This is a genomic window from Bacillus haynesii, from assembly GCF_001969855.1.
Classification (GTDB): Bacteria; Bacillota; Bacilli; order Bacillales; family Bacillaceae; genus Bacillus; species Bacillus haynesii.
This window is the reverse complement of record NZ_MRBL01000002.1, coordinates 52,842-78,960: the sequence shown is the minus strand read 5'-3', so window position 1 is coordinate 78,960 and position 26,119 is coordinate 52,842. Positions and strand designations below refer to the sequence as shown.

The window sequence follows — 26,119 nt, the reverse complement described above, 5'->3', positions numbered from 1 at the left end:
ACAGCTTTATACTAGACTTTTAATGGAATTAAAGCAATATTATCAATGAATGTTTTATATTTTTGTAACAATTTCTGCTTCACCCTCATAATTGAAAACAAATGTGATAAGATAATGGAAACTTGTTTGAATGAGGGTATGCGATGAAATTAACAAATTATACGGATTACTCATTGAGAGTGCTGATTTTTCTAGCAACCAAAAACTCAAACGAGCTTGTCAATATAAAAGACATCGCCGATTCTTATTCCATTTCAAAAAACCACCTTATGAAGGTGATTTACGAGCTTGGCAAGCTTGGCTACGTTGAAACGATTCGGGGCCGCAACGGCGGGATTCGTCTCGGAAAAGCACCTGAACTGATTAATATCGGTGAAGTCATAAGAAATACAGAAGATGATTTTAACATTGTCGAGTGTTTTAACGGAGAAAAAAACAACTGTATACTTTCTCCGAGCTGCGGATTAAAGCATGTTTTAAACAAAGCCCTTTCCGCCTATTTGGACGTATTGGATCAATACACTCTGCAAGATATTATCGTTAATCAGGACCATATACGTAAATTATTGAGTTAACGAAGGAAGCGGTTTCCTTCGTTTTTTTTTGCTATAAAGGAAAAATATTGACGTTGATGATCGCATTGGTCACCGGATGAAAATACACCTCGGCGTGCGCCGAAAATGATTTGCCTTCCTGATTGACGGTTACCCTGAAAACATCCTTTGTCTCTTCATCATTGACTTGTGTACGCCCTAAATATTCATAATCCTCGAGCTTTGCGCCTTCGTATTTTTCTTCAAGCGCGCTCCAGGCGATTCTTTCCCACCGTTCAGGTACATCGGAAACACCTGCTTGAAAGTGGCTTTTCGCCGGGAATGATAAAAGCGTTAGTATGCAAAAAAAGTACGTGCAATATCGTTTTTTCATTTCCATTCGCTCCGCATGTATTGTACATACGTTAGCTTGACCGTAAACGGCGAATGTCATGCAGACATTTTTCGCGGTCTGCGTATACCATCCTCATATTTCTAGGTCGCTAAACAAGGGAGACCAAGTTTTGCCCGGAGAAAAAAACACCCCGCCACATAAAATAAGCATGACTCCTCAGAAAGAAGGGAGAGTGGCGAAATTGAATTACGCTGATTATGACAAAGCTTTGTACTATACGCACCGGTCGCAGTGGGACAATCTGCTGATTCTGATGGTGCGGACAGAAGACGATTTATTATCAAAGCGGATCGAACATTTTTTGCACGCCTACAATTTTGAAAGAGATGACGCCATTGTCGAAAAAAGGCTTTATGATCTGCTGCAGTATATTGATCACGCCTCATTTTCCGGACACGAACATGAAAACGGCGTGCTTGTCTTTACGTAAAATAAAATAAGCCTGGCGCTTTGTCGGCGTCAGGCTTTTTGAAATTCGGCAAAGAGCAGAAGCTCTTCCATTACATTTTTGATATTGGCTTTGGCTGCTTCAGTAACCGTTTGGTGTTCTTCATCAATATGAATCGGATCGAGCACAAGCTGCTTTGTGATGACGTTCGCATAAACTCCGCGTGCGACAATGCGCATATTGGCGAGCGCGTTCATCCCGCCTTTGCCGCCTCCTGCACAAACAAAGAGCGCCACCGGTTTGCCCGAGAACTGCTCATTGCTTAAAAAATCGAGCGCATTTTTCAAAGCGCCGCTCATACCGCTGTGGTATTCGGGAGATAATAAAACGACAGCATCTGCTTCTTTAACCGAAGCTTTCAGTTTTCGAACATTTTCCAGCGAGTTTTGCTCTTCGTCTCCGTTGAAAATCGGAAGGCTGAACTCGCTTAGATCGATAAGCTCCGCCTGATAAGTGCGGGTAATATAGGAAGCGGCGATCCGCGTTCTGCCTTGTTTTCTCGCGGTTCCGCTGATTACGGTTATTTTCATTTGATCATCTCCCGTCATTTTGTTGTAGTCCGTGTTTTACTGCAAAGAGCGCGGCTTGCGTGCGATCGGATAAGCCAAGCTTTGACAGCAGATTGGACACATGGGTTTTCACCGTTTTTTCGCTGATAAATAAAGATGCGGCAATTTCCTTGTTGCTTTTCCCTTTTGTAATTTCCAATAAAACATCTTTTTCTCTATTTGTCAATTGATGTATTTTTTCTTTCTCATCCGCCTGTGATACATGGTGAAAGATGTGGGACATGATGTTCGGATCCAATGAGTATTTGCCGCCATAAACAGCACGAATCGTCTCGACAAGTTCATCAGGCTCGGCATCTTTCAGCTGATAGGCACATGCTCCCGCCTGGATGGCAGGGATCACATAGCTTTCGTCCGCATAGCTTGTCAGCGCTATGACTTTGACAGACGGATATTCCTTTTTTATTCGCTTTGTCGCCTCAATTCCATCCATTTCAGGCATTGATAAATCCATTAATACGATGTCTGCCTCCCGTTTTCGCAAGACATCGAGCGCCTCGATTCCTGTCGAAGCCTCTCCGACAACGTCAAAATCGCTTTTTGTTTTGAAAAAAAACAAGAGGCCTTTTCTGACAATATGATGATCATCGGCAATGATGATTTTCACCTTTTTCATCCTGCCTCCCCCTTCTCCTTCAAAGGTAAAACCGCCCGGATTTTCGTCCCCTTACCGATTGCGGAGGTGATCAAGAGCGTGCCGCCCGCTTTTTCCGTCCGCTCCTTCATTCCTTTCAGCCCAAGCGTCGGAATGCCCGCATCAGGATCGTACTGAAACCCTTTGCCGTCATCTTCGATTTCCAAGACGGCAGACGACTGGAATACATCGATTTTCACTTGTATGCGGCTTGCACCGGCATGCTTTTTGCAATTGTTGAGGGCTTCCTGGCTCAGCCGCCACATCAATTCCTCAACAAGAGGCGGCAGACGGAGCACACCGCTGAGCTTGAAGATCACCTGAAGGCCGAGCACTTCCGCATATTTTTCAAGAGCCGCCGCTAATCCTTCTTCCAAGCCCTGGGGCCTGAGCTGCCAAATTAACGCCCGCATCTCAAGAAGCGCTTCATGAGAAAGGTTTTGCATAAACTCGAGCATTTCCCTGATTTCGGGCTGGTCTGTCATTTCACCCGCCGCTTTAGCGGTCAAGCTGAGCGAAAAAAGCATTTGATTGACGGAATCATGTAAGTCCTGAGCCAATCTGTTTCTTTCGGTCAGCAGCATGTGTTTTTGCTGTTGTTCAGCAAGCCTCATCCGTTTGATCGCCATCCCGATTTGCAGAGCAACAGCTTCGAGGAGCGCCAGTTCCCCGCGGCTGAAATGAATTTTGCCCGGAGCCGCAACGTTCAGCAAACCGAACCGTTTCTTTTGGTCGCTGAGCGGAACCGTTGCATGATGTGTGATGCCTTCCGGATCTCCAGTTTTCTGTTTCATGGCCGTCGTAATCCGCCGGCAGTGGATGATATTTTTCGCCCTGTCCAGCTTTTCGCCCCTGTATTGTTCAAGACAGTAGCAGCTTCCTTCGCATAATAAACGGTTGTGCCGGTAAGAAAGGGCCTGAGGCAGGCGAACCGAAGCGGCCAGTTCAAAGCTTCCCTTTTCATCGATCAGAAATAGCCAAGCCGTTTTCAGTCCCGTTAAGCGGAGCAGCTTCTTTAAAACAGCATGAAGCGTTTCCTTTAGATGGTTCCCTTCATTTAACGTTTCCGCTATTTCTTTGAGCGTTTTCAATTTTTCAAACTGCGTGTCTTCCCGCAAAAGCTTCATCCCCTTAAACCGGAGTTTCTTTTATTATACCGGCATTTGATAAAAAAAAGCCCGCCCTTATGAGATGAACTTTTCTAAGACTTTTGACTGAGAAAGGGCAAAACGATCCTTTAAGCTCCTTCCTCCCAAAACAAATCGTCAAGCGTTTTGTCCAGCGCCTTTGCGATCGCGATGCAAAGCTGCAAGGTCGGATTGTATTTATTTTTTTCGATCAGCCCGATCGTCTGCCTTGTCACATTGACCCGCTCGGCGAGCTGGGCTTGTGTCAAAGACTTTTCGATCCGGGCGAGTTTGACCCGGTTAACCATGTGCTCACCCGCCGTTTTGATTTAATCATCTAAAAGATCTTGATTTTTCCGAAAGGATTTACGCAACGAGATAAAGTTAATCAGAAAATGAATGAATACAAACAACATCACCATGGCAATAAAGTCAACCCAACTGTCGAGATGTTCCGGCATGCCGATAAAGATAAGCGTTAAAATGGCAAATATGAGGCCGGAGGCGAGGCTGAGGGCTGCGATTTCTTTTCTTTTTTTCCGATACGCGGATTGACCTGCGATCTCCGGGTATTCAAACCCCGACAAAAGATAGCAGAGCAATATCCAGCCTGCATAGACCGCAAAACCGATGGCACTGATGATGTATTCGGATGCCGGTCTCCCTAAAATGAGGCCCCGGATGATCATATCCAAAAATAAGATAGCAGCGACAATCGTACCGGCTTCGCTGAAAAATTGCGTCATTTTCTTTTCTATGTATTCATCCCCGGTTTTGCTCCATTTCATGTCAGTCATTCTCCCCTTTTAAGATGCAATTTATATCTGACTTATTGTAATATATATATTACATCATCCATTGCCGCTTATCAATAAAAAATAAAAAACCCGCCATTTGCCAAGGCGGGTTTTCAGCGATTATGAATTTGAAGTCGATTTTACAATATCGTCGATTTTTTTCATTACTTCGTCTGTTAATTGATGGAGAAGTGCTTCACTGTCTTCGTTGGTTCGGCCTTTGACCGCGAAATAAAATTTCACTTTAGGCTCTGTTCCTGATGGACGGAGGCAGAACCATGAGCCGTCTTCCAGGAAATATTTCAAAACATTAGATTTCGGAAGATCGATCGTTTCCGTTTTGTTTTCCTTCAGCAGCGTCCGCTTCCCTGTCAAATAGTCTTCGGCGGATACAACGTCTTTTCCGGCGATGGAAAGAGGCGGCTGTTCTCTGAATGTGCTGAGGATCGCTGCGATTTGTTCCGCTCCCTCTTTTCCTTTTAAGGTCAGGGACTTCAAGCCTTCTCTATAAAAGCCGAACGATTTATACAATTCGAGGAGCCCGTCATACAGCGATTTTCCCTGCTTTTTATAGAAGGCGCATACCTCAACGGCAAGCAGTGCGGCCTGGACGGCATCCTTGTCCCTTGCGAAATCGCCGATCAAGTAGCCGTAGCTTTCCTCATAACCAAATTGGAAAGCATATTCGCCCGATGCTTCAAATTGTTTGATTTTTTCTCCGATGAATTTAAAACCGGTCAGCGTGTCGATCGTGTCAAGCTCGAAAGAAGTGGCGATGTCGCGCCCCATTTCGCTCGTCACAATCGTTTTCAGGACGACTCCGTTATCAGGCAGTGTGCCTTTCTCCTGTTTTTGTGATAGCAAATAATGCAGGAGCAGCGCGCCGGTTTGATTTCCTGTCAGCACCACGTAGCGGCCTTCTTGATCCTTTACAGCGACGCCGAGCCGGTCCGCGTCAGGATCGGTACCGATCAGAATATCGGCTCCTTTTTCTTCTCCAAGTCTGATCGCATATTCAAAAGCCGCGTGCTCTTCCGGATTAGGAGAAGATACGGTCGAAAAGTCAGGGTCAGGCAGCTCCTGTTCAGGGACGACTGTGACATGTTCATACCCGAGAGCTTTCAGGCCCCGTCTGACGGATTTGTTTGCCGTTCCGTGAAGCGGGGTGAAGATGACTTTGACCTCGGTCTCCTTTGCCAGATCGGGGTTGACGGAAATCGATATCAGCTTATCAAGATAGGCTTGGTCAATGTCTTCGCCGATCATTTTGATCAGCCCTTTTTCGGTTAAAGCAGCTTCATCGCCGGCTTCGATTTCCAGTTCGTTTTCAATCGCATTGACAAAGGCAATGAGTTTGTCGGCATCAGCTGGCGGAAGCTGCGCGCCATCCTCTCCGTAGACTTTATAGCCGTTGTATTCAGGCGGGTTATGGCTCGCCGTGATGACAATACCTGCAAACGCATTCAGTTCTCTTACCGCAAAGGAAAGTTCAGGTGTCGGGCGCAGTTCGTCAAACACGTACGTTTGAACGCCGTTTTCTGCGAGCGTCTTAGCAGCTTCCATTGCAAATTCAGGCGATTTGTGGCGGGAATCGTACGCGATCACAACACCGCGCTTTTTTGCTTCTTCGCTGTTCGCTCCTATGTACGCGGCAAGGCCCGCCGATGCTTTGCGAACCGTATAAACGTTCATGCGGTTCGGGCCAGGTCCGATCTCTCCGCGCATACCGGCTGTACCAAACTCAAGTTTTTTATAAAAGCAATCCTCTAGTTCTTTTTCATTGCCTTCCGCTTTCAGAAGAAGCGATTTTAATTCGGAATCTAAGTTTTCTTTGTTTTTCCAGCGTTCATAGCTTGTTCTCCAGCTCATGATTACCTCCAATGTTCTAGCTAAGTAATTGCAGCTTTTCTTTTATCATATCGACAAACAGCCGCTTTGTCCAAATTTAGCATGCCAAACGAAAAAAATGAGGCTGCCTGATCAAGACAGCCTCATGTTAGGCCATTCGGTTGATTTTTAACGAAAATTCATCAAGGTCATTCGCCCTAATAAATCATCTGCTTTCCAGCGGGACAACAGCATCGTGAAGAAGTCCTTCCAATGCCTGAACATGCCGGGCCTTTGTTTCGCCATCCCAGTTCAGCTTCTCGCTCATGTAGTCCGTAAGGCTGTCTTTATAAGTGCGGACCCAATTGATGTCAAAGAACAGCGCACCCGTTCTGCGTACGAAGAAGTCTGCCGGAACGGCTGCCATTTCTTCCTCGATCCCGTAATCCATTTCTGCTAGTACATGGACAGGGATGCGGCGTTCTGCTGCTTCATCTTTCAACGATGGAATACGATCAAACAGGCGGTCTGCGTTCGAACCGTATCGTGCGGCGATCTGTTTGGCCGTCTCTTCGGACAGTCCAGCCTCGATTCCTTCGGCTGCTTTCGTTTGAATAAAAGCCTCCAGATTTTTGGAGCCGCCGATATGGCCGCCTGAGATCGGCATCGTTTTTGTTCTGCAAGGTCCGAAGTCTCTGCCGCCCTCCTCTTTTAATCGGTCTCTGACAAGATTGACGATATGCTCAGCCATTTTTCTGTAGCCGGTCAGCTTTCCGCCGGCAATCGTGATCAGTCCGGATTCAGAAGTCCAGATTTCATCTTTGCGGGAGATCTCAGACGGGTCTTTTCCCTCTTCATGAATCAGCGGTCTGAGCCCCGCCCAGCTTGATTCGACATCTTCGGCCTTGATCCCCAGTTCAGGGAACATATAGTTGATTGCGTTGATGACATAATCCCTGTCTGCAGTCGTCATTCGAGGGTGTTCCAGATCCTCGTTGTAGACGGTGTCCGTTGTGCCGACATATGCCTTTCCGTCTCTCGGAATCGCGAACACCATGCGGCCGTCAGGCGTATCAAAATAAACGGCTTGTTTTAAAGGAAAGACCGATTGATCAAAAACAAGATGCACGCCTTTTGTATGCTGAAGGTGTTTGCCTTCTTTTGAATGGTCTTTTTCCCGCAGACGGTCGACCCACGGCCCCGCGGCATTCACGATTTTTTTCGCGTAGACGCGGTACGTTTTTTTCGTGAAGACGTCTTCAATGACCACGCCGGTGACCTTGCCGTTTTCATATATAAAATCGCTTACTTTTGCATAATTGACAGCCTCGGCTCCGAATTTAACCGCTTCTTTCATGACTTCGATCGTCAACCTGGCGTCATCCGTCCGGTATTCGACATAATAGCCGCCGCCTTTCAGGCCGTTCTTTTTCACGAGCGGCTCTTTTTGAAGCGTTTCTTCGGCATTCAGCATGCTCCTCCGCTCAGCTTTTTTGACGCCTGCCAAAAAGTCGTACACCCTCAGTCCGATTGAAGTGCTGAATTTGCCGAAAGTCCCTCCCTTATGCATCGGAAGCAGCATCCATTCGGGCGTTGTCACGTGCGGCCCGTTTTCATAGACGATCGCCCGCTCTTTGCCGACCTCTGCTACCATTTTCACTTCAAATTGCTTTAAATAGCGAAGTCCGCCATGTACAAGTTTCGTAGAGCGGCTTGACGTTCCGGCCGCAAAGTCCTGCATTTCGCAAAGCGCCGTTTTCATTCCGCGCGATGCGGCGTCCAATGCCGTCCCTGCACCGGTAATACCTCCGCCGATAATAAACACGTCATACTTCTGCTTCGTCATATTCTGTAACATGTCGTCCCGTTTACGGCTTGAAAATAATGATTCCATGTTCATGTCCTCCCTTGTTGTCACGGTAAAAAATAGAAAAAGAGACCACAAACATCCAAAGCGCTGATACTGCTTTGGTGCCTGCGGTCTCTCCTCTTCTCCAACCGTTCCTATTAACTTAATTAGATTGTAACATACATGCGGCTTATTTAAAAGCCCTAGCTGCATTTACAGCTTTCTTCCACCCGTTGTACAGACTCTCACGCTCTTTTTCTTCCATTTTCGGTTCAAAACGTTTGTCAAGCTGCCATTGGTCTTTAATCTCGGAACGATCGCTCCAGAAGCCGACAGCAAGGCCCGCTAAATATGCTGAACCGAGCGCTGTTGTTTCATTGATTTCAGGACGTTCTACAGGGACATCCAAAATGTCGCCCTGAAAATCCATCAGGAAGTTGTTTTTGACAGCTCCGCCGTCGACTCTCAGCGTTTTAACCGAGATCCCGGAGTCTTCCTTCATTGCGTCAAGCACGTCTTTCGTTTGATAGGCAAGCGCTTCAAGCGTTGCTCTGACAAAATGCTCTTTCGTCGTACCCCGGGTCAGTCCGAATACAGCGCCGCGGACATCGCTGTCCCAATAAGGCGTGCCTAAACCTACAAATGCAGGGACCACATAAACACCATCGGCAGATTCTGCTCTTACAGCGTATTTTTCACTTTCTTTGGCGTCTTTAAACATTCTCAGCCCATCGCGCAGCCATTGAATAGCGGAACCCGCGACGAAGACGCTGCCTTCCAGCGAATATTCCACCTTTCCGTCGATGCCCCAAGCGATTGTCGTCAGCAGGCCGTGCTCTGATTTGATCGCTTTCTCGCCGGTGTTCATCAGCATAAAGCAGCCTGTTCCATACGTGTTCTTAACCATTCCTTCTTCAAAGCAAGCCTGCCCGAACAATGCTGCCTGCTGGTCGCCGGCTGCACCTGCAATCGGAATGTTTTTGCCGAAGAAATGATAATCGACCGTTTCAGCGTATACATGCGATGAAGGCTTGACTTCCGGAAGCATCGATTTCGGCACGCCGAGAATATCGAGAAGTTCATCATCCCATTTTAGGTCATAGATGTTGAACATCAATGTTCTTGAGGCGTTTGAATAATCTGTCACATGCGCTTTTCCGCCGGACATTTTCCAGATCAGCCAAGAATCGATCGTACCGAAGAGAAGGTCGCCGTTTTCAGCTTTCTCCCGCGCCCCTTCCACATGATCCAAAATCCATTTCACCTTCGTGCCTGAAAAATAAGGATCGATTAAAAGGCCTGTTTTTTCTCTGATCGTCTCTTCATAGCCTTTCTCTCTCAATTCCTGGCATATTTCCGCCGATTGGCGGGACTGCCACACAATCGCGTTGTAGACCGGTTTGCCGGTATGTTTATCCCAAACCACGGTCGTTTCCCGCTGGTTTGTGATCCCGATTCCGGCAATTTGTCCGGCTTCGATCCCCGATTCTGAAAGCGCAGAAGCGATCACCGACAGAACGGAGCCCCAGATTTCATTTGCATTGTGTTCAACCCAGCCGGGGTTTGGAAAATATTGCTGAAATTCCTTTTGCGCAATATGGACGATTTCGCCTGCTTTGTTGAAAACAATCGCCCTTGTGCTTGTGGTGCCTTGATCAAGAGACAAAATGTACTTTTCCATATTTGAAACTCCCCCTTATATGTCTGTTAAGATTGCGTTTTTTTTAAATGTTGACCGATTGATCAACCGGTTGTTTTTTCATATGAATATAGAAACCTAACAATATCACAACTAGTATAACGCTTACAATCCAAAATGTGTTGGTGATGTGCCCTTTGAATGCGGCGTTGTAAAAAACACCTGCAAATGAACCGCCGAGCGCCGGTCCTAAAACAGGAATCCACGCGTACTTCCAATTTGAACTCCCTTTGTCTGCAATCGGAAGGACAAAGTGGGCAATTCTCGGCCCCAGATCGCGGGCAGGATTAATCGCATAGCCTGTTGTTCCGCCGAGCGAGATCCCGATCGCCACGATCAGAAATCCGACAACAAGCGGATTCAGTCCGTCAGTAAACTTGTTTGCACCGATCGTTAAAAGTCCGAGAACGAGAATAAAAGTCCCCAATGTTTCACTGAACAGGTTTGCAAATGTATTTGGAATCGCCGGACCTGTCGAAAATACTCCCAGCTTCGCGCCTTGATCCTCGGTTTCTTTCCAGTGCGGCAAGTAGTGAAGAAAAACGAGCACCGCTCCTAAAAATGCGCCGATCATCTGTCCCAAAATATAAGAAGGCACTTCTTTCCAAGGAAAATCTCCGACAAATGCCAGCCCCAATGTAACGGCGGGATTTAAATGCGCTCCGCTGATGCCGCCGACGGCATATACCGCCATGGCCACGCCAAGCCCCCAGCCGAAGACGATCACAATCCATCCGGATTGATGGGACAGCGATTTTTTCAAATTAACTCCTGCACAAACTCCAGCTCCAAAGACGATGAGCAGCATCGTTCCGATAACTTCCCCCCAAAATGCTGTCAAGGCTATCCCTCCTAAAATCTATTATGAAGTGTTATTCTAAGATGAACACCATGGGTTCACCTTCTTCACTGTGTCTAAAAGACCATAAAAAAACACAGCAAACTTTCTTTACATCATACTGAGTAAAGAACTGCTGTGGTCTCCGAGTCTCCGTCACAATGTATTAACTTAGTAAGATCGTATCGTATAGTGAAAGCGTTGTCAATAATTTTTCACATTTTAAATTTTTAGTTCCAGTATTTTTTCCATAAATCAGTGTCTGAGGTGGTGACTGCGGACGCCCCTGCTGCAAGCGCCTGCTCGACGTCTTTTTCGGTACGGATAAACCCGCCCGCAAAGATCGGAATGCCGGTTTTTTCTTTGACTTCCCTGATCAATTCCGGCACTACTCCGGGAAGCACTTCTATATAGTCAGGTCTGTGCTTTTTCACCAATTCAATACTCTTCTTCATGGCGCTTGTGTCTATTAAAAACATGCGCTGGATCGCATACACTTTCTTCTGCTTTGCTTTGGCGATAACGCTTGATCTTGTTGAAAGAATGCCCGCAGGCTTCATTTCCTGGCAAATGAATTCCGCACCGTATTCATCATGCTTAATCCCTTGGATCAGATCGACGTGAACAAACATTTTTTTCCCATGAGATCTTGCCGCGCTGATGACGCCTCCCAGCTGTCCAAGATGGATGTCAAGCAGCACCCCGTATGAAAAAGGGCTGTCCAGGAATGTATCAAACTGCTTCATATTGCGTACCGCAGGTAAAATATTTTGATCGTGAAAACTCATGTTCCATCTCCTTCACTTGCTATCTTGCTTCTGTATTACACTAATGGAATTTCCGTCTCATTGCAATCCTTTATAAAACAGAAGCCTCTCACGGCCCCTAGGCAAATCATTTTACATTTACCTTCATTCATGTCCATAATTTAACACAACCAACTCGAATGGGGGGAATTTTTTTATGAAAGCGATCATCCATGAAGGAATCAAGGGCCTTTCAGGGCTGAAATATACAGACGTTTCCGACAAAACGCCCGGCCCGGGTGAAGTCAAAATCAGACTGAAAGCGGCCGGACTGAACCACCGCGACTTGTTCCTCTTTCAGTCCAGGGAGGCGGGTGATGCCCCGTTTATACCCGGCTCCGACGGAGCAGGCACGATCGAAGAGACAGGTGAAGGCGTTCGGGACCTCGCCGTTCATACAGAGGTGATCATCAATCCGAGCATCGGCTGGGAATATACGGATTCTGTTCCGCAAGTACCGGACATTCTCGGCGGCCCATCTGACGGGACTTTCGCAGAGCATGTCATCGTCCCGGCGAAGCACGTGTTGAAAAAGCCGGCGCACCTTTCCTGGGAGGAAGCAGGCGTCCTGCCTTTATCCGCTCTGACTGCTTACAGGGCGTTATTTACGAAAGGACATTTACAAAAAGGCGAACACGTCTTAATACCGGGAATCGGCGGAGGCGTCGCCACAAATGCGCTGCTCATGGCAAAGGCCGCGGGCGCGCGGGTGACTGTAACCTCCCGAAGCGAAGAAAAAAGAAAAGAAGCGCTCCGCTATGGAGCCGACTTCGCAATGGACAGCCGCGGCCTGTGGAAAGACAGCTTGGGCGGAGAACGGGTTGATTTGATCCTCGACAGCATCGGCCCGGCCACTTTTGTGAATAATTTCGATGTCATCAAGCCGAATGGAAGGATCGTCAATTTCGGTGCCAGCTCGGGAGACAGCATCCAGCTTCCGCTGCGCTCGCTCTTTTTCCCGCAAATCAGCATCATCGGTACTTCGATGGGCAGCCTCGAAGAATTTCGGCAAATGATTGATTTTATCGAACGCCATTCGCTTAAGCCGGTGCTTGATCAAGTATTTCCTTTATCAGAAGCGGTTCCGGCCTTTAAAAGGATGAAAGACGGGGAGCAGTTTGGAAATATCGCTTTGCAAATAGGCGGGTAAACTCGGGGGGAACGGCGGCTTGCCATGTCATCAGCCGCCGTTTTTTAGGCGGTGCAAGCTGCCTTTTGGTCTTCGCCGGAAAAAAAGGCAACCTGAAAGATTCAGGTCAGCCCCATAATGAAAGCAGCCACAGCACGACCGGAAGGGTGGCGATGCTGAGCATTGTACTGATAAAAGTCGCGCTTGAAACGATTTCCGGCTTTGTTTCAAACTGCACCGCCATCAAAGTCGTATTCGCCGCCGTCGGCATGGCCGCCGCCAGCACCATGATCTGTTTGACAAGCCCGTCGACTGGAAGAATCAGCGCAAATCCCAAGGCAATGAGCGGAGACACGAATAATTTCAGCAAAAGCGAGTAAGAGATTTTCCGGTATTCGATATGTTGAAAGGAAATCACGGCAAGCTGCATGCCGAGAATAATCATAATCGTCGGAATCGCGGCATCTCCCACCAATTTAATTCCCGTCATTAACTGTTCGGGAATCGAAATATGCCCCAGCTGAAAGCATATGCCGAGCAGCGCACCGTATGCAACCGGCATCCGGATAACCCTTGTCATCACGATTTTAAATCCGCCCGCTTCAGGGCTTCCTTTCGCTGCGTAATACATTCCAATCGTGCTCATGACAAGCTGCTGAAGCACCATCAGCACAACGGCGATATCAAGCCCGGCCGTGCCGTAGACAAGCAGGACGACGGGAGTACCGTAGTTTCCGTTATTCATGAAAGCGGACGATAAAACGAGAGCGCACCGCTCCTGATTGGAATACCCGTGAACATATGAAATGAGATAAACAAATAGAATCAAAGTTAAACAGAGGCCGAGACAATAGACAGACATATAGATATAATCCATCGTCAGCTTGTTCTCATAAAACGTATCAAACGCTAAAAACGGAGACATTAAATACAGGGACATTTTAGATAGGTTCTGAATATCAAAATGAAGCAGCTTTTGTCCGATGAACCCGATCGCAAATATCCCGAAAACCGGCAGTAAAACAAACAGAAACTCCATGATGCACCTTCTTTTTATGTATAACCGTTCTCATTAATACTATCCATCATATAGAAAATTCCGTTTGTTTTCAACGGTGTTTCCATCCCGGTTGCAGAAAAAGAGCTCCCACATACCTGGCCCTGTTTGGCTAGGTATGCGGGAATCTTCTTCATGTTCTGGCATGCGGCTGTGAGGAGAACTTGTTCACCCAGGATTCCGTTTTACAAACGATTTTGCGGTCCTCCCGTACATGCCAAGTGATGACTTTCTGGCGGTTCTTTGATCTTGTACAGTGCTCAAGCAATGGGCATGCGGAACAGATTTCAGGATTTGAATGATGTGATCGGCAGCCTTTTGAGTATGTAATTGTTTGCTGGTTCGGACAAATGTAACTGCCTTTTTCACTGTCATAATGAAACTTCCATATAGCGCTCTCCCCCTTTCAAATCCGCTTCAAGCGAAATAACCCGGCATCATTTTTTCTGCGGCGGGCAAATAAAAACCGCAGACAAAAGAAGACACCAATGCCTCTACTGCCTGCGGGGAGTTGCGTATGTCCGTCTATTCCAATTTTAATGCGTGCGAAAAGCATCGGTTAAGGAAGCACACGAACACTTCCACAGGCTGAATGAACAGTGAACTTTTCCTTGTGTGCCACATTCAGGTTGACGTTGCTGTCTCATTGTCATTTTGTTCAGCCTCCTTTGCTTTTTCTTTGTAAGTATATCCCCCAAATTCCACTTTGCAATCATCTTTTTCTAAAAATGGTCGTAATTTGTATGTTCCATCGAGTGGATTTGCCTTTCGTTTATGATACCCGCTTCATTTCTTTTCTGGAGCGGTCTTTCTTGTAGTATCCAATAAAATAAATGAGACCGACGAACACGGATCCGCCAATGACATTGCCGATAAATGCCGGAATGATGTTTCCGATAAACTGCCCCCATGTGAACGAGCCTGCAAAAATGGCTGCGGGAATCACAAACATGTTGGCGACAACGTGCTGAAATCCGATTGCCACAAAAGCCATAATTGGGAACCAGATGCCAAGGATTTTTCCTGCTCCGTCTTGTGCGCCGAAAGAAAGCCATACCGCAAGACATACAAGCCAGTTACAGCCGATGCCGGAAATGAGAACCTTGCCGAAGCTCATATCGAGTTTCCCTTGTGCAACGGCGATCGTTTTTTCTAAATAAGGACCTGTTTCAGTCAATCCAACCAAATGTCCGAAAAAGTAAGCAACAAACAGTGCGCCGATTAAGTTCATAATCGTGACGATTCCCCAGTTAACCGCCAATTGTTTTAGTGATATTTTTCTTGAAAATAAAGCCATCGCAACGGACATCATATTCCCTGTGATCAATTCAGCGCCAGCGAGCACAACAAGTATCAGACCGACAGGAAATACGGCAGCTCCGATCAGGCTGGACAGGCTTCCCCATTCTTTCGGCAGGTCGCCGATTACCCTGATATCAAGCAAGTACCCAAGCGCGATAAATGCGCCGCCTAAAAACCCCAATACAAGCAGAGACGGCAGCGGGAGCTGTACTTTTTTCATCCCTGCTTCAATTGCTGCATCCGCTATTTCATCCGGTTTTCGAAAAGCCATACTAGAACCCTCCATTATTTCTTCTTTTCTCACAGTTATGGCAGAAAGACAATAAAAAAAGGCAGCACTCAAATAACCTGTGTCAACCAGGCGTTTGAATGCTGCCTAACTTGTATGCATACCCATACAACAAAATCAAGCAGAATTAAGATATTGAAAGAGAATATATACAGTCCGTGCATACATTCCATTGCTTTTGCCTTCTATAACTGTAGCAATATCCTATCAAAAGTGATAAAAATGTGTCAACCCTGCTGCCGCTTCCCCCTTGCGAATGTATAGTTCCCTTCATACTTGACGAGTTTCCTGCCGTCAAGCCACCAGGTGACATTGAAAAGCCGGTCAAGAAAGTATCTGTCGTGCGAAACCGCAATAATCGTCCCTTGAAATTGGCTTAATGCTTCTTCAAGCATCTCCTTCGATTCGATGTCCAAATGGTTTGTCGGCTCATCGAGGATCAGCACGTTATGGTTTTGGTGAACGAGCTGTGCCAAGCGAAGCCGCATCCGTTCGCCTCCGCTTAAATCTTTCACTTTTTGAAAGACGGATTGACCGAAAAACAAAAACTTTGCAAGCATCATTCTGGCTTCGCCTTCTGATGCAGAAACATGCTCACGGAATTCGGCTAAAACCGTGCGCTCTTCTTCCATTTCACCGACATGCTGAGTCAGATATGCAGCTGATAAATTGCTGCCAAGCTGCACGTCACCGCTGTCTGGCGTTTCCTTTCCGCTGATGATATTGAGCAGCGTCGTTTTGCCGCTGCCGTTCTCCCCGACGATAGCGGCGCGCTCCTGAAAACGGACATGCATACTGAGATTGTCAAAAAGCGCCCGCTCACCGAAGCTTTTGCAGACATCCTCAAGCCTGACGACATCTTTTCCGCTTCGTTCATCCATGCTGAAAGCTAAATCGATCTTTTTGCGTTCCAGTACGGGTTTCTTCACCTTCTCCATGCGCTCCAAAGCTTTTTCCATGCTTTTCGCTCTCCGATGCAGGCCGTCATTCGGAGGATTGGCGCGATTCGCCCATTCCTTCAGCCGCTTGATCGTGTCCTTCATTTTTTTGATTTTCTTCTGCTGATCCTGATAGTCATGAAATTCTCTCATGAGGCGCTCTTCCCGTTCATCAGCATAGTGTGTATAGCCGCCTTTGTAAAAGTGTAGCTCTCCCTGGTCGATTTCGAGAATCGAAGTGACCGATTCATCCAGGAAATAGCGGTCATGCGATACGATGACCGCAGTCCCTTTGTACTGCTTTAAAAAAGATGTCAGCCATTCAATTGCTGTCAAATCCAAATGGTTTGTCGGTTCATCCAGCAAAAGCAGATCCGGAGCTGACAGAAGAAGCCTGGCAAGACCCGCTTTCGTCCGTTCTCCTCCGCTTAACTCCCGCCACTCGGCATCGAATAGCCGCTCAATTTTCAAACCGTGCGCCACCCGTTCGATTTGCGCACTGATGCCGTAGCCGCCTTTTCGCTGAAATTCATCCTGCAAAGATCCGTACTTCTCCAAAAGAAGACTGAGTTTTTCCGCGTCCTTTTCAACTGCCAATTGACGTTCAATCCGGGAAAGCTTTTGCTGTGTGTTCCATAATGATGAAAAAACGTCATACAGCAGCTCTTTTACCGTTTTGCTGCCGTCCCATGCGGGATTCTGCTCCAAGAGCCCCGTTGATAATCCTTTTTTCCAAGTCACAAGGCCTTCATCAGGTTTCATTTGGCCGCTGATCAGTTTCAATAACGTCGTTTTCCCTTCCCCATTTCGTCCGATCAGACCGATTCGCTCCCCTTGGTGCAGGTCCCATGACAGCCCGTTGAAAATCGTATGTCCTCCGTATGTTTGCCCGACATGTTGCAAACTGCATATCATCATCTATCTTTCCTCCGTATCCCGTGAAGAGACACTGAGCATAAAAAAGACGGCAGAGCTTACACCCCGCCGTCAGCATCAGAAAATCCGATTGTGGGCAGATGTCTCTCACTGGTATTTTTTCCAATTGAATGTGTAAAAAAGGGCAGACTGATCCCGTAATACGCATTCTCCGGAAAAAATCGCGCGACAAATATACAGATGGGCTTGCATATCCGTCATACGCTTACCAGTTTGATTCATCTTTTCCACCTCCTTTTAATAGTTACAATATATGAAAAATAAAGCTAAAAGTCAACATGAAAAAGCCGGCCTCAAGCGGCCGGCAACGATTCTGCTATTTTTTATAATGAATCCTGTAAATGTCATGGCGTCTGTCCTTGAGCTGCCGGACCGTTCCGTCCTGCCGCTGTCTTCTGAGAATTTCCAGGTCGACATCGCCGATGACCACCATCTCAATGTTTGGATTGCATTCGCCGACGATTCCATCCCTTGCAAATTCAAAATCTGAAGGAGCAAAAATCGCGGATTGCGCATATTGGATATCCATATTTTCGGTTTGCGGCAGATTGCCGACTGTGCCGGAAATAACCGTGTATACCTGATTTTCAACCGCTCTTGCTTGAGCGCAGTATCTGACTCGCAAATAGCCTTGGCGGTCTTCCGTACAGAAAGGGGTAAAAATAATCTTGGCCCCTTTTTCGGTTGCAATTCTGCCGAGTTCGGGGAACTCGATGTCATAGCAGATCTGGATCGCGATTTTGCCGCAGTCTGTGTCAAAGACGCGCACCTCGTCCCCCCTGCTGATGCCCCACCATTTTCGTTCATTCGGGGTAATATGAAGCTTATATTGCTTTTCAATGGTTCCGTCTCTTCTGAACAAGTAAGCGATATTGTAGATCTTTCCTTCTTCTTCAACGAAGTGGGAACCGCCGATAATGTTGACATTGTATTTAACGGCAAGGTCTGTGAACAGGCTGATATAGTCTTCTGTATATTCGGTAATCCGCTGAACGGCCAGGCTCGGTGAGCGCTCTTCAAGAAACGACATCAGCTGCGTCGTAAAGATTTCGGGATAGACGGCAAAATCCGCTCCCGCGTCTGAAGCTACATCTGCATAGTATTCGACTTGGTTGGCAAACTCTTCGAAGGAATGAATCTGCTTCATCTCATATTGAATCACGCAGATTCTCACCGGAAAAGCTGATTTGTAATAGCGTTTCGTCTGCGGCAAGTAGTCGACATTATTCCACTCCATCAATGTCGCATATTTGCTTGATGCTCTGTCATCCGGGAGATAGTTCGGGTTGATTCTCATCATCGTAAATCCGTTCAACAGCTGAAACGAAAGGACCGGATCATAGATCTGGTGGTGGATGACTTGTTCGACATACTCCCTCGGCGTCATCTCGGAAGCGTACTTATGATAGTTCGGGATCCTGCCGCCGATGATAATGCTCTTTAAATTCAAGCGCCTTGCCAGATCTTTTCGCGCTTCATAGAGACGGTGGCCGATCTTCATCCGTCTGTATTCAGGATGAACCATGACCTCGATTCCGTACATGTTTAAGCCGTCGGGATTGTGATTTGTAATATACCCGTCATCTGTAATATCCTGCCATGTATGTCTGTCATCATATTCATCAAAGTTGATTAACAGGCTTGAACAGGAACCGATCACTTCTCCGTCAAGCTCTGCGCAAAACTGGCCTTCCGGGAAGTGTTCCAAATGACTTTCCAGATGCGCCCGTTTCCATGGGATCATTCCCGGAAAACAAAGCTCTTGCAGCCCGATGATGCTGTCGATATCTTTTTCTTCTATATTGCGGATGACGATCTTTTTTTCAAAGCGGGAAAGATCCAGTTTTTCAGACACGTCCCATTCCTCCTCTGCCTTCTTTATGTTGGATCGGAAATTTTTTCGATCAGCTGTTCCAGCTCCATTTCCGCCATTGATTCCAGGCGGTGATCATAATGCTCGAACAGCAGGCTTTTCGTTACTTTATTCGGTACAATGACACATTTCATTCCGGCTCTTTTCGCGGCGATTGATCCGTTGACAGAGTCTTCGAATGCAATGCACTCCTCAGGCTTCACACCGAGGCATTCCGCCGCCTTCAAATAGAGTTCAGGGTTCGGTTTGACTTCCTCAACATCATCGGCCGTTCTGATGCACTCAAAATCGTCGTACAGACCGATTTGTTTCAAATGCTGGGAGACCCATTTATAATCCGAGCTTGACGCCAGGCCGATTTTTAAACCGAGCTCTTTCGCCGCGGACAAATAAGCTTCCACACCTGGACGCGCTTTTTCATTTTCCATTCTTTTCGTAAAACGCTCTTGTCTCAATTTCGTCAGTTGTTCATGGTCCAGCTTTTTTTGCAGCTGTTCCTCCAGATAAGAAAACGGCTGGAATCCGGCGGCCGTGCCGATGACATTTCCCCAAACCGACATTGGCAGCTCTGAGCCGTGCTCTTCAAAAATTTCCTGGAGCACTTCATATTCGTGCGTTTCTGTATCTAAAATAAGACCGTCAAAATCAAAAATCACTGCTTTAATCATCGCGCTTTAGCCCAACTCCTTTTGACTGTTTGCACCATTCATTGTATCCTTCTTGCCGCCCCTTGAAAAGAGAAGACACTAAAAACCGGTATGTATAAATGAAGAAGAGCCTGCTGTAAGAGGCAAGCTCTTCCGTTCTTACTGAGTCCGTGCCGGAGTGGAAATGTTCGTAAGCGCCTGTCCGGCAGATTCATTGGACATTTCGTTTACCGCCAGATCTCCGAGCGCCAAAATGCCGACTAAATGGTTGTTTTCGATGATCGGCAGACGGCGGATTTGGCTTTGAGCCATCAGCTGTGATGCCTCTTCAAGGCTCATGTTCGGATTCCCTGAAACAACATTTGTTGTCATGATGTTTGAAACAGGTGTCTGTCCATCCTGGCCTTCCGCTGTCGTTCTGAGCGTGATATCACGGTCTGTGATCATTCCTTTTAACACGCCTTGATCTACGACCGGGATCGCCCCTATATTATGGCGGCTCATCAACTCAGCCGCTTCTTGGACCGTTTGATTGGAAGAAATTGTTGCCACTTGTCTAGACATCGCATTGCTGATTGTCGTCAATAGACTGCACCCCTTTCGGTTGTTAGTATGTACAAGTCACGCACATGCTAAAAAGGAAGTTGGCACCATTTCATTGTGTTTTCCGCTTTTTTCTTATATCATCTTTTCATAAAAAGAAGAGCTTTTCCGAGTTGGAACAAGCTCTTTCAATTCAGACAAATCCGGCTTTACATCAGCATTTTATTCTCGGTATTCACGATGTGAAAGTCGGCAGATGTTAGAGGGAAGTACAGACCGCAGTCATTCAGCTTGCGGCAGTTTTTATCGAACAAATCACGGTCTTTCAGCACCCACCGGCGTTTCGCCTTAGTTAATAACGCATGGATCAATTGCAGGCTTGTCATAATCTGAAACGCTTCATCGAGCGTACCTTTGTATTCATCCTCTTTCAATTCAAGCACGCCCTGCTTTTTGAGTTCTTTTATTTTTTGTTTATTCAAGTACAATGGAAATATTTGATACAGCTCTGATACAAGCTCTTCTATATAAATTTCTTGTTCTTCAGTTGCTGCCTTTACAATTCGCAAATTGATCACCCTTCATCCCTTGTTCTAATCTCTTCAAACAGAATAGCATACATAAACAATGGGCTGTGAAGGTAAGTGTTTCCTAATGGCTCAACGCTTTTTACAGAAAGGAGCAGTAAAAATGAACCAAAAAAATCACGGCTTATTCTTCAGTGCAGACAACCGCCATCACGGCGAACTTTTATTTGCATATTTAAAAAGAGAAGCGAAAGCATCGAAGCCTGTCATTCAATACTGGATCGCAAACGAGAAAATTAAAGTGAATCATAAAACCGTGGATCATAACGTTCAGCTTGAGAGCGGAGACAGCGTGACGATCGATCTCAGAGAGGAAGAAGAAAGCGGAATCGTCCCTAAATACGGGGAACTTCCCGTCCTGTTTGAAGATGATCACATGCTCATTGTCAATAAGCCGGCGGGAATGGCGACACATCCGAATGAAGCCGGCCAGACCGGCACGCTGAGCAACCTTGTGGCGTTTTATTTTCAAATGAACGGGGAGGAGCGAAAAGTCCGGCACGTCCACCGTCTTGACAAGGATACGAGCGGCGCTGTCGTTTTTGCAAAGCACCGCCTCGCCCATGCCCTTTTAGACGAACAGCTGCAAAGAAAAGAACTGGCGCGGACATATGTAGCCGTAGCGGAAGGAAAATTCAGAAAACAAACAGGTACCATTTCGGCGCCGATCGGCAGAGACAGGTACCACTCTGTCAGAAGAAGGGTGTCCAATTCCGGACAGCCCGCCGTTACCCATTTTGAATCAAAAGGATATGACAGCCGTCACGATGTTACACTATGCAGACTTCAGCTGGAGACAGGCCGAACCCACCAAATACGTGTTCACCTTGCAAGCATCGGTCATCCTTTGTCAGGCGATACCTTATACGGCGGTTCACAGGGGCTTTTTCAGAGGCAGGCTCTTCACGCAATCGAAATCAATGTCACCCATCCGATCACAAAAGAACGCGTCACTGTCACGGCACCGCTTCCGGATGATTTGAAATACGAAATCGGACGACTGTTCGGTACGATTGATTAAATGGTAAAAAAGGCTGTCCTTGATGGACAGCCTTAAAGCGGTTTTGCATAAATAATATAGCGTTCAGGCGCATTTCCGACATAAGAAAACGGATAGCATGTCGTTAACAGCAGTTCTTCTTTTTCGTGCTGCAGCGTAATGATGGATGTATCATCCTGATCAACAATTTTCGTGTGTGTGATTTCATATTCGAAGCTTCCGTATGGAAGCTCGATTTTCAGTTTATCGCCGATTTCCAGCTCCCCTGTTCTGCGAAAAACGGTATCCCTGTGCCCTGAAAGAACAATTTGCCCGTTTTGTTTTGGATAATAACTGCCTTTATAATGACCGACGCCTTTCTCCAAATCATCGGGACTGGTCCCTTCAACGATGGGAAGCTCCGCGCCCAGTCTGGGAATATGGAGGATACCTGCCGCTTCGCCGTTGGCGGGCTTAAATGAAGCGGGCGCTGAGGGGTGCTTGGCCGAACGGACGGATTGACTCGATGCAATGGCCTCTTTTGCTTCAGTTAAAGAAATATCGGTTTGTCTGTTCATATCGAATATCTTCCAGCCGCCGTATACAAAAATGGCAAGCCCCGCTGTCATCAGCAGAAACGATAACATCTTGACTTTCATAGTCTTGCAATACCCCTTTTCCGCATATAAAGAATCGCTCCGAACATAAACGTCAGGAAGCCGTACAAAAGGAAACCGCCGTAAGCTGCCGCCGTATCGGGTAGCTTGTGCTCTTCACGCGTGTCTGACAAAAACGCATCATGTGACAGACCGTCCATCTTCTCCGCAGGCGCCTCTAATCCTTCACCGATCGTCACGCCCGCAACAGGAATAGCGCCGCTCTTTGAAGCATCGCCGGTCCTATCATAAACCGGCCTTTCTCCGCTGTCATTGCCGGGCTTTACCCCATCGCCCTTATCTCCAGACGGTTTTTCTTCGTCATTCGGATCAGCGTCTCCGCTTCCGGGTTTTTCTTCATCATCAGGATCAGCCCCGCTTCCGGGCCCTTCTCCCGGACGCGAATCATCTTCTGCTAATTTTTTGATTCTCCCTTCCGCAGTATAAGCGATCGGTTCTTTAAAGCTTTTGACAAATTTGACTGTGGCTTCGATATCTTCCGGGCCTGTGACCGGATTTTTTCCGAGCCGGGAAATCGGCAAATACTTGCTTCCTGAAGCTGATGCCATAAAGTTGTTCACGGTCAGCGTATACGTCCGGTCTAAATCAATCGGTGTTCCGTCCTCAAGAAAAATATCTACGGTTTTGTTTGTTTTCGGGTCCCACCTATAATGAAAGCCGCTGATTGAGTAATCCGGGCCGTATGATGGGGATATTTGTGCGTCTATAATATCGTATAAATCCCTGCCTTTAATTTCAAGCCGGACGAGTACATTGCCGAAAGGCTGGATATTGAATAAGTCTCCCCATGTAATCGTTCCTTTTTTTAAATCTTGCCGGATGCCGCCCCCGTTCATTAATGCGAAATCTGAATTCATCGCGTGCCGCATGCCGTCAGCAATCAGATTCCCGAGAGGGGTGTCTCCGTCATTTGAATAGCCGCCGGCCATGTCGTGTGCAGCTTCACCGACTTTCTCGCTGATGATCGGCGCAACCATCCGCTCATATTTATCCAGTATCTGACCGACCGCCGGATCAGGCTTGAGCTTTTCCTGATTCACATATTCGATTTCCGCTTTCTTGTGAACGATGTCTTTCGTTTCCCGGTCGATTTCAAGATCAACGACACCGATTGCCTTCCCGTATTCGTATGCTTGAACGATTAAAATATCATTCACTTGGCCATTGACCACTTCATGATTGTGGCCGGCAAAGATGACATCGATCTCTGGATCTGCTTTTTTAGCAAGTTCGGCTGATTCGCCGGTCACAACTCCCCCGTCCTGTGAAGCTGTCATATGGGCGAGCACCGCTATTGCCCGGACCCCTTTCGCTTTCAGTTCTTTTGCAGCCTGGTTGACGGCCTTTGCTTCATCTGTAAATTCAATTGAGCGAATACCTTCGGGCATGACCATATTGGCGGCCGCCTGTGTCACAAGGCCGATAAAAGCGACAGGCACTCCTTCAACTTCAATGATTTCATATGGAGGAAGAAAGCTTTCCCCGTTTGTTTTCAACTTGCAATTGGCGCAGACAAGCGGGAAATTCTGTCCGTCATAACCTTTTGTCCCTTTCCCTTCAGGGTGTTCGCCGCCGTTCAAAATGCGCAGCAGCTCATCGGTCCCTTCATCAAACTCGTGGTTCCCGACGGTTCCCACATCAAATCCGATTTCCTCCATGACTTCAACTGTCGGTTCGTCCTGAAGCAGGGAAGAAACCGGCGAGCTTCCGCCGATCATATCGCCTGCGTGGACGATCAGCGTATTTTCCCGCTCGGCTTTTTTCTCTTTAATCAATGCTGCTGCATAATCCATCCTGCCGAATGTTCCATCCATCCGGCCATCGCCGTTTAGATCGAGCTGATATTGCTGATCGATCTTTCCGTGCAGATCATTCATGCTTAACAGGCGCAGCGGAATATTGCCGCTTTGCTCTTTTTTCGAATAGCCTGCAGCTTCCGCTTCTTTAGCCGACGCAAAGAAAATTCGTCTTTCCACCGGAATCTCCCGCCACTTTTCAGGCGCGACATACGTTTTTTCCGCAGAGTCTCCGACATGCCGCGTCAGCCCTTTGCCTTGCTCCCTGGCGCGAAACTCAAACGGCATTTCGAGGAGCGGATCAGCGGGATTCCAAATGCCGATTTTCTCGTCTTTCGCCTTTTTGACGGCGTTTTGAAACAATTGATAGTCTTCATCACTTCCAACCGGCCAAATGAAATAGCTTACAGCCATCCCTTTTTGGACAAGTTGCAAATTCGTATTGACGCCGTCTTCAGTGATGACTTGGGCAAGCAGGCGGCCGTAGCTGTCTTTTGCTTCCTTGCCCACTTTCACGGTGACTTCGTCTCCCGGAGCCAATATAGACTGCAAATATTCCTTCGCCTTGTTTCCGTGCTTTAGCTGATTTTCATCTAATTCATTTTTCGGCTTATGATAAGTTTCGGCTGTATCTATGTTGACATAGCGGACTTTTGTAGATCCGAGAACCGGCTCTTTTAAGTGGATCGTATCCCCGTCGACAACCCGTTCCACAACGCTTTCGTATTCCCCTTCAGCAGCGGGGGGAGGATGTGCGATTCCGTCTAGTTTCCGAAGATCTTCCTGTTTTCTCGGCAGAAGCTGCACCGTATCATAGCGGCTTAATATGCCGGTGATTTCGTACCATTGTCCTTGTTCTATTGAACCGGCGGCATTCGTTTCTTCCATCACCCTTAGCGTGAGCGGATGATAGTTCTCATCGATCATCGTGATATTATAGCCGCCGCCTGCCGGCGCATCCGGCTTTGTTTCAATAAAGCCTTTCAGCTTCACAAGCCGGCCTTCGTATTCAGCTGCCATTTCCTGATCAAGCACATCTTGAATGGTCAGTTGAACAGGGTCGGGCAGTACCGCTCCTTCTCCGGTTACTTCAATGCCTGACGGTGCGGGAACGACTTCTGTCAAACCTTTGTATGTCGTGATCTTCCCCGTGACCGAAACGGACATTCCCTCTTTCAGCTCCGGAAAATCGCCTTGTGCAGCTGAATAGATATTGATTCCCGCCGTGTCGTCCTGGATAAATGTGGACAGCTTTCCTCCTCCGACAGCCGCCTGATCCGCAGTGACGATTCCTTTGATTTTGACCGTTTCATTTAAAAGCTTGCGCGCTTCGGCTATCGTTTTGATCTCAGGCTGGACAGGAGATGCGTCGCCTTCAGAAAATGTGATGGATTGAACAGATTTCAAACCCGGGGAATTAAAATATGTAGTGCGTTCGCCTTCGATGATGAGTTTTTTTCCGATGAGGTGAGGGTTTGTCTTTAAACCGAACTGATCTCTGAAAGATGCGGGTATCTGCACGGGGAGTATGTTCTCCGGTGATGTTTCCTCTTTTTGATCAGCGATTGCGATATTATAATCGTTCGCGAAATTTCCGCTGAAATGATAATGGCCGCTCGATACAGTGTGCCCGACGACATAGCCTTCAACGGCTGCATGCCCTTCGTTATGCTTAATGGCTTCTTCTACGGTAATCGTTTCTGAAGCATGCGATACGCCCGCAAACGGCGTCAAAAAAGACGCAATCATCATAAGCGTGATCGTCAAACCAGCCATAAAACGACTCTTTAGAACATTGATCATATATTCGCCTCCCGTTTTTTG

The 26,119-nt window shown here is 47.1% G+C and carries 24 protein-coding genes; 4 read left to right on the top strand and 20 right to left on the bottom strand.

Features of this window, described 5'->3' with window-relative positions; all coding sequences use genetic code 11:
- Positions 1–143: 143 nt before the first annotated feature.
- Positions 144–575 carry a nitric oxide-sensing transcriptional repressor NsrR gene (nsrR, locus tag BTA31_RS02040; protein WP_043926494.1) on the top strand — a complete coding sequence of 144 codons (432 nt, stop codon included), beginning with the start codon at positions 144–146 and terminating at the stop codon, positions 573–575.
- Between the two features lie 31 nt (positions 576–606).
- On the opposite strand, the gene BTA31_RS02035 is transcribed toward nsrR, so the two are convergent.
- Complete coding sequence (locus tag BTA31_RS02035) at positions 607–933, bottom strand: YqzG/YhdC family protein (RefSeq protein WP_326068458.1); 327 nt, start codon at positions 931–933, stop codon at positions 607–609.
- 196 nt (positions 934–1,129) lie between these two features.
- Between BTA31_RS02035 and BTA31_RS02030 the strand changes: the two genes are divergently transcribed.
- Positions 1,130–1,378 (top strand): YhdB family protein, encoded by a 249-nt coding sequence (locus tag BTA31_RS02030; protein ID WP_003180102.1) that lies wholly within the window; start codon positions 1,130–1,132, stop codon positions 1,376–1,378.
- A gap of 29 nt (positions 1,379–1,407) precedes the next feature.
- On the opposite strand, the gene BTA31_RS02025 is transcribed toward BTA31_RS02030, so the two are convergent.
- The 10 genes from BTA31_RS02025 to BTA31_RS01980 form a co-directional block, all read right to left on the bottom strand.
- Positions 1,408–1,926 carry an NADPH-dependent FMN reductase gene (locus BTA31_RS02025; RefSeq protein WP_076788697.1) on the bottom strand — a complete coding sequence of 173 codons (519 nt, stop codon included), beginning with the start codon at positions 1,924–1,926 and terminating at the stop codon, positions 1,408–1,410.
- 4 nt (positions 1,927–1,930) lie between these two features.
- Positions 1,931–2,581, bottom strand: a complete 651-nt coding sequence (locus BTA31_RS02020; RefSeq protein ID WP_076788694.1) for a response regulator transcription factor — start codon at positions 2,579–2,581, stop codon at positions 1,931–1,933.
- Positions 2,578–3,717, bottom strand: coding sequence for a GAF domain-containing sensor histidine kinase (locus BTA31_RS02015; protein WP_076788691.1), 1,140 nt, complete (start codon positions 3,715–3,717; stop codon positions 2,578–2,580). The genes BTA31_RS02020 and BTA31_RS02015 overlap by 4 nt, the downstream gene beginning before the upstream one ends.
- Before the next feature lie 119 nt (positions 3,718–3,836).
- A complete protein-coding gene (locus BTA31_RS02010; RefSeq protein ID WP_043926489.1) occupies positions 3,837–4,034 on the bottom strand; it encodes a helix-turn-helix transcriptional regulator in 198 nt (65 codons plus the stop codon).
- 21 nt (positions 4,035–4,055) lie between these two features.
- A complete protein-coding gene (locus tag BTA31_RS02005) occupies positions 4,056–4,514 on the bottom strand; it encodes a DUF6773 family protein (protein ID WP_076788689.1) in 459 nt (152 codons plus the stop codon).
- A gap of 129 nt (positions 4,515–4,643) precedes the next feature.
- Positions 4,644–6,392, bottom strand: coding sequence for a phospho-sugar mutase (locus BTA31_RS02000; RefSeq protein ID WP_076788686.1), 1,749 nt, complete (start codon positions 6,390–6,392; stop codon positions 4,644–4,646).
- Positions 6,393–6,576: 184 nt separating this feature from the next.
- Complete coding sequence (gene glpD, locus BTA31_RS01995) at positions 6,577–8,244, bottom strand: glycerol-3-phosphate dehydrogenase (RefSeq protein WP_076788683.1); 1,668 nt, start codon at positions 8,242–8,244, stop codon at positions 6,577–6,579.
- A gap of 145 nt (positions 8,245–8,389) precedes the next feature.
- Positions 8,390–9,880 carry a glycerol kinase GlpK gene (gene glpK, locus BTA31_RS01990; RefSeq protein WP_076788680.1) on the bottom strand — a complete coding sequence of 497 codons (1,491 nt, stop codon included), beginning with the start codon at positions 9,878–9,880 and terminating at the stop codon, positions 8,390–8,392.
- Between the two features lie 43 nt (positions 9,881–9,923).
- Positions 9,924–10,739: an MIP/aquaporin family protein gene (locus BTA31_RS01985; protein ID WP_076788677.1), complete on the bottom strand. Its 816-nt coding sequence runs from the start codon at positions 10,737–10,739 to the stop codon at positions 9,924–9,926.
- Between the two features lie 227 nt (positions 10,740–10,966).
- Positions 10,967–11,524 (bottom strand): glycerol-3-phosphate responsive antiterminator, encoded by a 558-nt coding sequence (locus tag BTA31_RS01980; protein WP_043926484.1) that lies wholly within the window; start codon positions 11,522–11,524, stop codon positions 10,967–10,969.
- Between the two features lie 175 nt (positions 11,525–11,699).
- On the opposite strand from BTA31_RS01980, the gene BTA31_RS01975 reads away from it, so the two are divergent.
- Positions 11,700–12,692, top strand: a complete 993-nt coding sequence (locus tag BTA31_RS01975) for a quinone oxidoreductase family protein (protein WP_076788674.1) — start codon at positions 11,700–11,702, stop codon at positions 12,690–12,692.
- Between the two features lie 106 nt (positions 12,693–12,798).
- Here BTA31_RS01975 and BTA31_RS01970 read toward each other — a convergent pair whose 3' ends face one another.
- The 7 genes from BTA31_RS01970 to BTA31_RS01935 form a co-directional block, all read right to left on the bottom strand.
- A complete protein-coding gene (locus BTA31_RS01970) occupies positions 12,799–13,710 on the bottom strand; it encodes an AEC family transporter (RefSeq protein ID WP_003180080.1) in 912 nt (303 codons plus the stop codon).
- Between the two features lie 790 nt (positions 13,711–14,500).
- On the bottom strand, positions 14,501–15,301 hold the full coding sequence (locus BTA31_RS01960) for a formate/nitrite transporter family protein (RefSeq protein WP_043926481.1): 801 nt from the start codon (positions 15,299–15,301) through the stop codon (positions 14,501–14,503).
- A 245-nt stretch (positions 15,302–15,546) separates the two neighbouring features.
- A complete protein-coding gene (gene abc-f / locus BTA31_RS01955; protein ID WP_076788671.1) occupies positions 15,547–17,175 on the bottom strand; it encodes a ribosomal protection-like ABC-F family protein in 1,629 nt (542 codons plus the stop codon).
- Positions 17,176–17,509: 334 nt separating this feature from the next.
- Positions 17,510–19,048 (bottom strand): bifunctional GNAT family N-acetyltransferase/carbon-nitrogen hydrolase family protein, encoded by a 1,539-nt coding sequence (locus BTA31_RS01950; RefSeq protein ID WP_076788668.1) that lies wholly within the window; start codon positions 19,046–19,048, stop codon positions 17,510–17,512.
- Positions 19,049–19,071: 23 nt separating this feature from the next.
- Positions 19,072–19,734: an HAD family hydrolase gene (locus BTA31_RS01945; protein ID WP_076788665.1), complete on the bottom strand. Its 663-nt coding sequence runs from the start codon at positions 19,732–19,734 to the stop codon at positions 19,072–19,074.
- 138 nt (positions 19,735–19,872) lie between these two features.
- Positions 19,873–20,277 carry a CBS domain-containing protein gene (locus BTA31_RS01940; protein ID WP_422109649.1) on the bottom strand — a complete coding sequence of 135 codons (405 nt, stop codon included), beginning with the start codon at positions 20,275–20,277 and terminating at the stop codon, positions 19,873–19,875.
- A 188-nt stretch (positions 20,278–20,465) separates the two neighbouring features.
- Complete coding sequence (locus tag BTA31_RS01935; RefSeq protein WP_043926476.1) at positions 20,466–20,834, bottom strand: YhcU family protein; 369 nt, start codon at positions 20,832–20,834, stop codon at positions 20,466–20,468.
- A 112-nt stretch (positions 20,835–20,946) separates the two neighbouring features.
- Between BTA31_RS01935 and BTA31_RS01930 the strand changes: the two genes are divergently transcribed.
- Positions 20,947–21,864, top strand: coding sequence for an RluA family pseudouridine synthase (locus BTA31_RS01930; protein ID WP_076788660.1), 918 nt, complete (start codon positions 20,947–20,949; stop codon positions 21,862–21,864).
- A gap of 32 nt (positions 21,865–21,896) precedes the next feature.
- Here the strand turns inward: BTA31_RS01930 and BTA31_RS01925 are convergent, their stop codons facing one another.
- Together BTA31_RS01925 and BTA31_RS01920 are read right to left on the bottom strand one after the other, a co-directional pair.
- On the bottom strand, positions 21,897–22,481 hold the full coding sequence (locus BTA31_RS01925) for a class D sortase (RefSeq protein ID WP_076788658.1): 585 nt from the start codon (positions 22,479–22,481) through the stop codon (positions 21,897–21,899).
- Entirely contained in the window at positions 22,478–26,098 is a 3,621-nt protein-coding gene (locus BTA31_RS01920; protein WP_076788656.1) for a DUF6359 domain-containing protein, read from the bottom strand. Before BTA31_RS01920 ends, BTA31_RS01925 begins: the two co-directional genes overlap by 4 nt.
- Positions 26,099–26,119 lie beyond the last annotated feature (21 nt).

What these genes read in the sequence shown, in the direction of transcription:
- BTA31_RS01960 (WP_043926481.1), bottom strand. Translation starts at nt 15,301, where the DNA reads ATGGCTTTTCGAAAACCGGATGAAATAGCGGATGCAGCAATTGAAGCA.
- abc-f (WP_076788671.1), bottom strand. Translation starts at nt 17,175, where the DNA reads ATGATGATATGCAGTTTGCAACATGTCGGGCAAACATACGGAGGACAT.
- BTA31_RS01920 (WP_076788656.1), bottom strand. Translation starts at nt 26,098, where the DNA reads ATGATCAATGTTCTAAAGAGTCGTTTTATGGCTGGTTTGACGATCACG.
- BTA31_RS02010 (WP_043926489.1), bottom strand. Translation starts at nt 4,034, where the DNA reads ATGGTTAACCGGGTCAAACTCGCCCGGATCGAAAAGTCTTTGACACAA.
- BTA31_RS02035 (WP_326068458.1), bottom strand. Translation starts at nt 933, where the DNA reads ATGGAAATGAAAAAACGATATTGCACGTACTTTTTTTGCATACTAACG.
- glpD (WP_076788683.1), bottom strand. Translation starts at nt 8,244, where the DNA reads ATGGAATCATTATTTTCAAGCCGTAAACGGGACGACATGTTACAGAAT.
- BTA31_RS02005 (WP_076788689.1), bottom strand. Translation starts at nt 4,514, where the DNA reads ATGAAATGGAGCAAAACCGGGGATGAATACATAGAAAAGAAAATGACG.
- BTA31_RS01940 (WP_422109649.1), bottom strand. Translation starts at nt 20,277, where the DNA reads ATGTCTAGACAAGTGGCAACAATTTCTTCCAATCAAACGGTCCAAGAA.
- glpK (WP_076788680.1), bottom strand. Translation starts at nt 9,880, where the DNA reads ATGGAAAAGTACATTTTGTCTCTTGATCAAGGCACCACAAGCACAAGG.
- BTA31_RS01975 (WP_076788674.1), top strand. Translation starts at nt 11,700, where the DNA reads ATGAAAGCGATCATCCATGAAGGAATCAAGGGCCTTTCAGGGCTGAAA.
- BTA31_RS02025 (WP_076788697.1), bottom strand. Translation starts at nt 1,926, where the DNA reads ATGAAAATAACCGTAATCAGCGGAACCGCGAGAAAACAAGGCAGAACG.
- BTA31_RS02020 (WP_076788694.1), bottom strand. Translation starts at nt 2,581, where the DNA reads ATGAAAAAGGTGAAAATCATCATTGCCGATGATCATCATATTGTCAGA.
- BTA31_RS01945 (WP_076788665.1), bottom strand. Translation starts at nt 19,734, where the DNA reads ATGATTAAAGCAGTGATTTTTGATTTTGACGGTCTTATTTTAGATACA.
- BTA31_RS01980 (WP_043926484.1), bottom strand. Translation starts at nt 11,524, where the DNA reads ATGAGTTTTCACGATCAAAATATTTTACCTGCGGTACGCAATATGAAG.
- nsrR (WP_043926494.1), top strand. Translation starts at nt 144, where the DNA reads ATGAAATTAACAAATTATACGGATTACTCATTGAGAGTGCTGATTTTT.
- BTA31_RS01930 (WP_076788660.1), top strand. Translation starts at nt 20,947, where the DNA reads ATGAACCAAAAAAATCACGGCTTATTCTTCAGTGCAGACAACCGCCAT.
- BTA31_RS01970 (WP_003180080.1), bottom strand. Translation starts at nt 13,710, where the DNA reads ATGGAGTTTCTGTTTGTTTTACTGCCGGTTTTCGGGATATTTGCGATC.
- BTA31_RS01925 (WP_076788658.1), bottom strand. Translation starts at nt 22,481, where the DNA reads ATGAAAGTCAAGATGTTATCGTTTCTGCTGATGACAGCGGGGCTTGCC.
- BTA31_RS02000 (WP_076788686.1), bottom strand. Translation starts at nt 6,392, where the DNA reads ATGAGCTGGAGAACAAGCTATGAACGCTGGAAAAACAAAGAAAACTTA.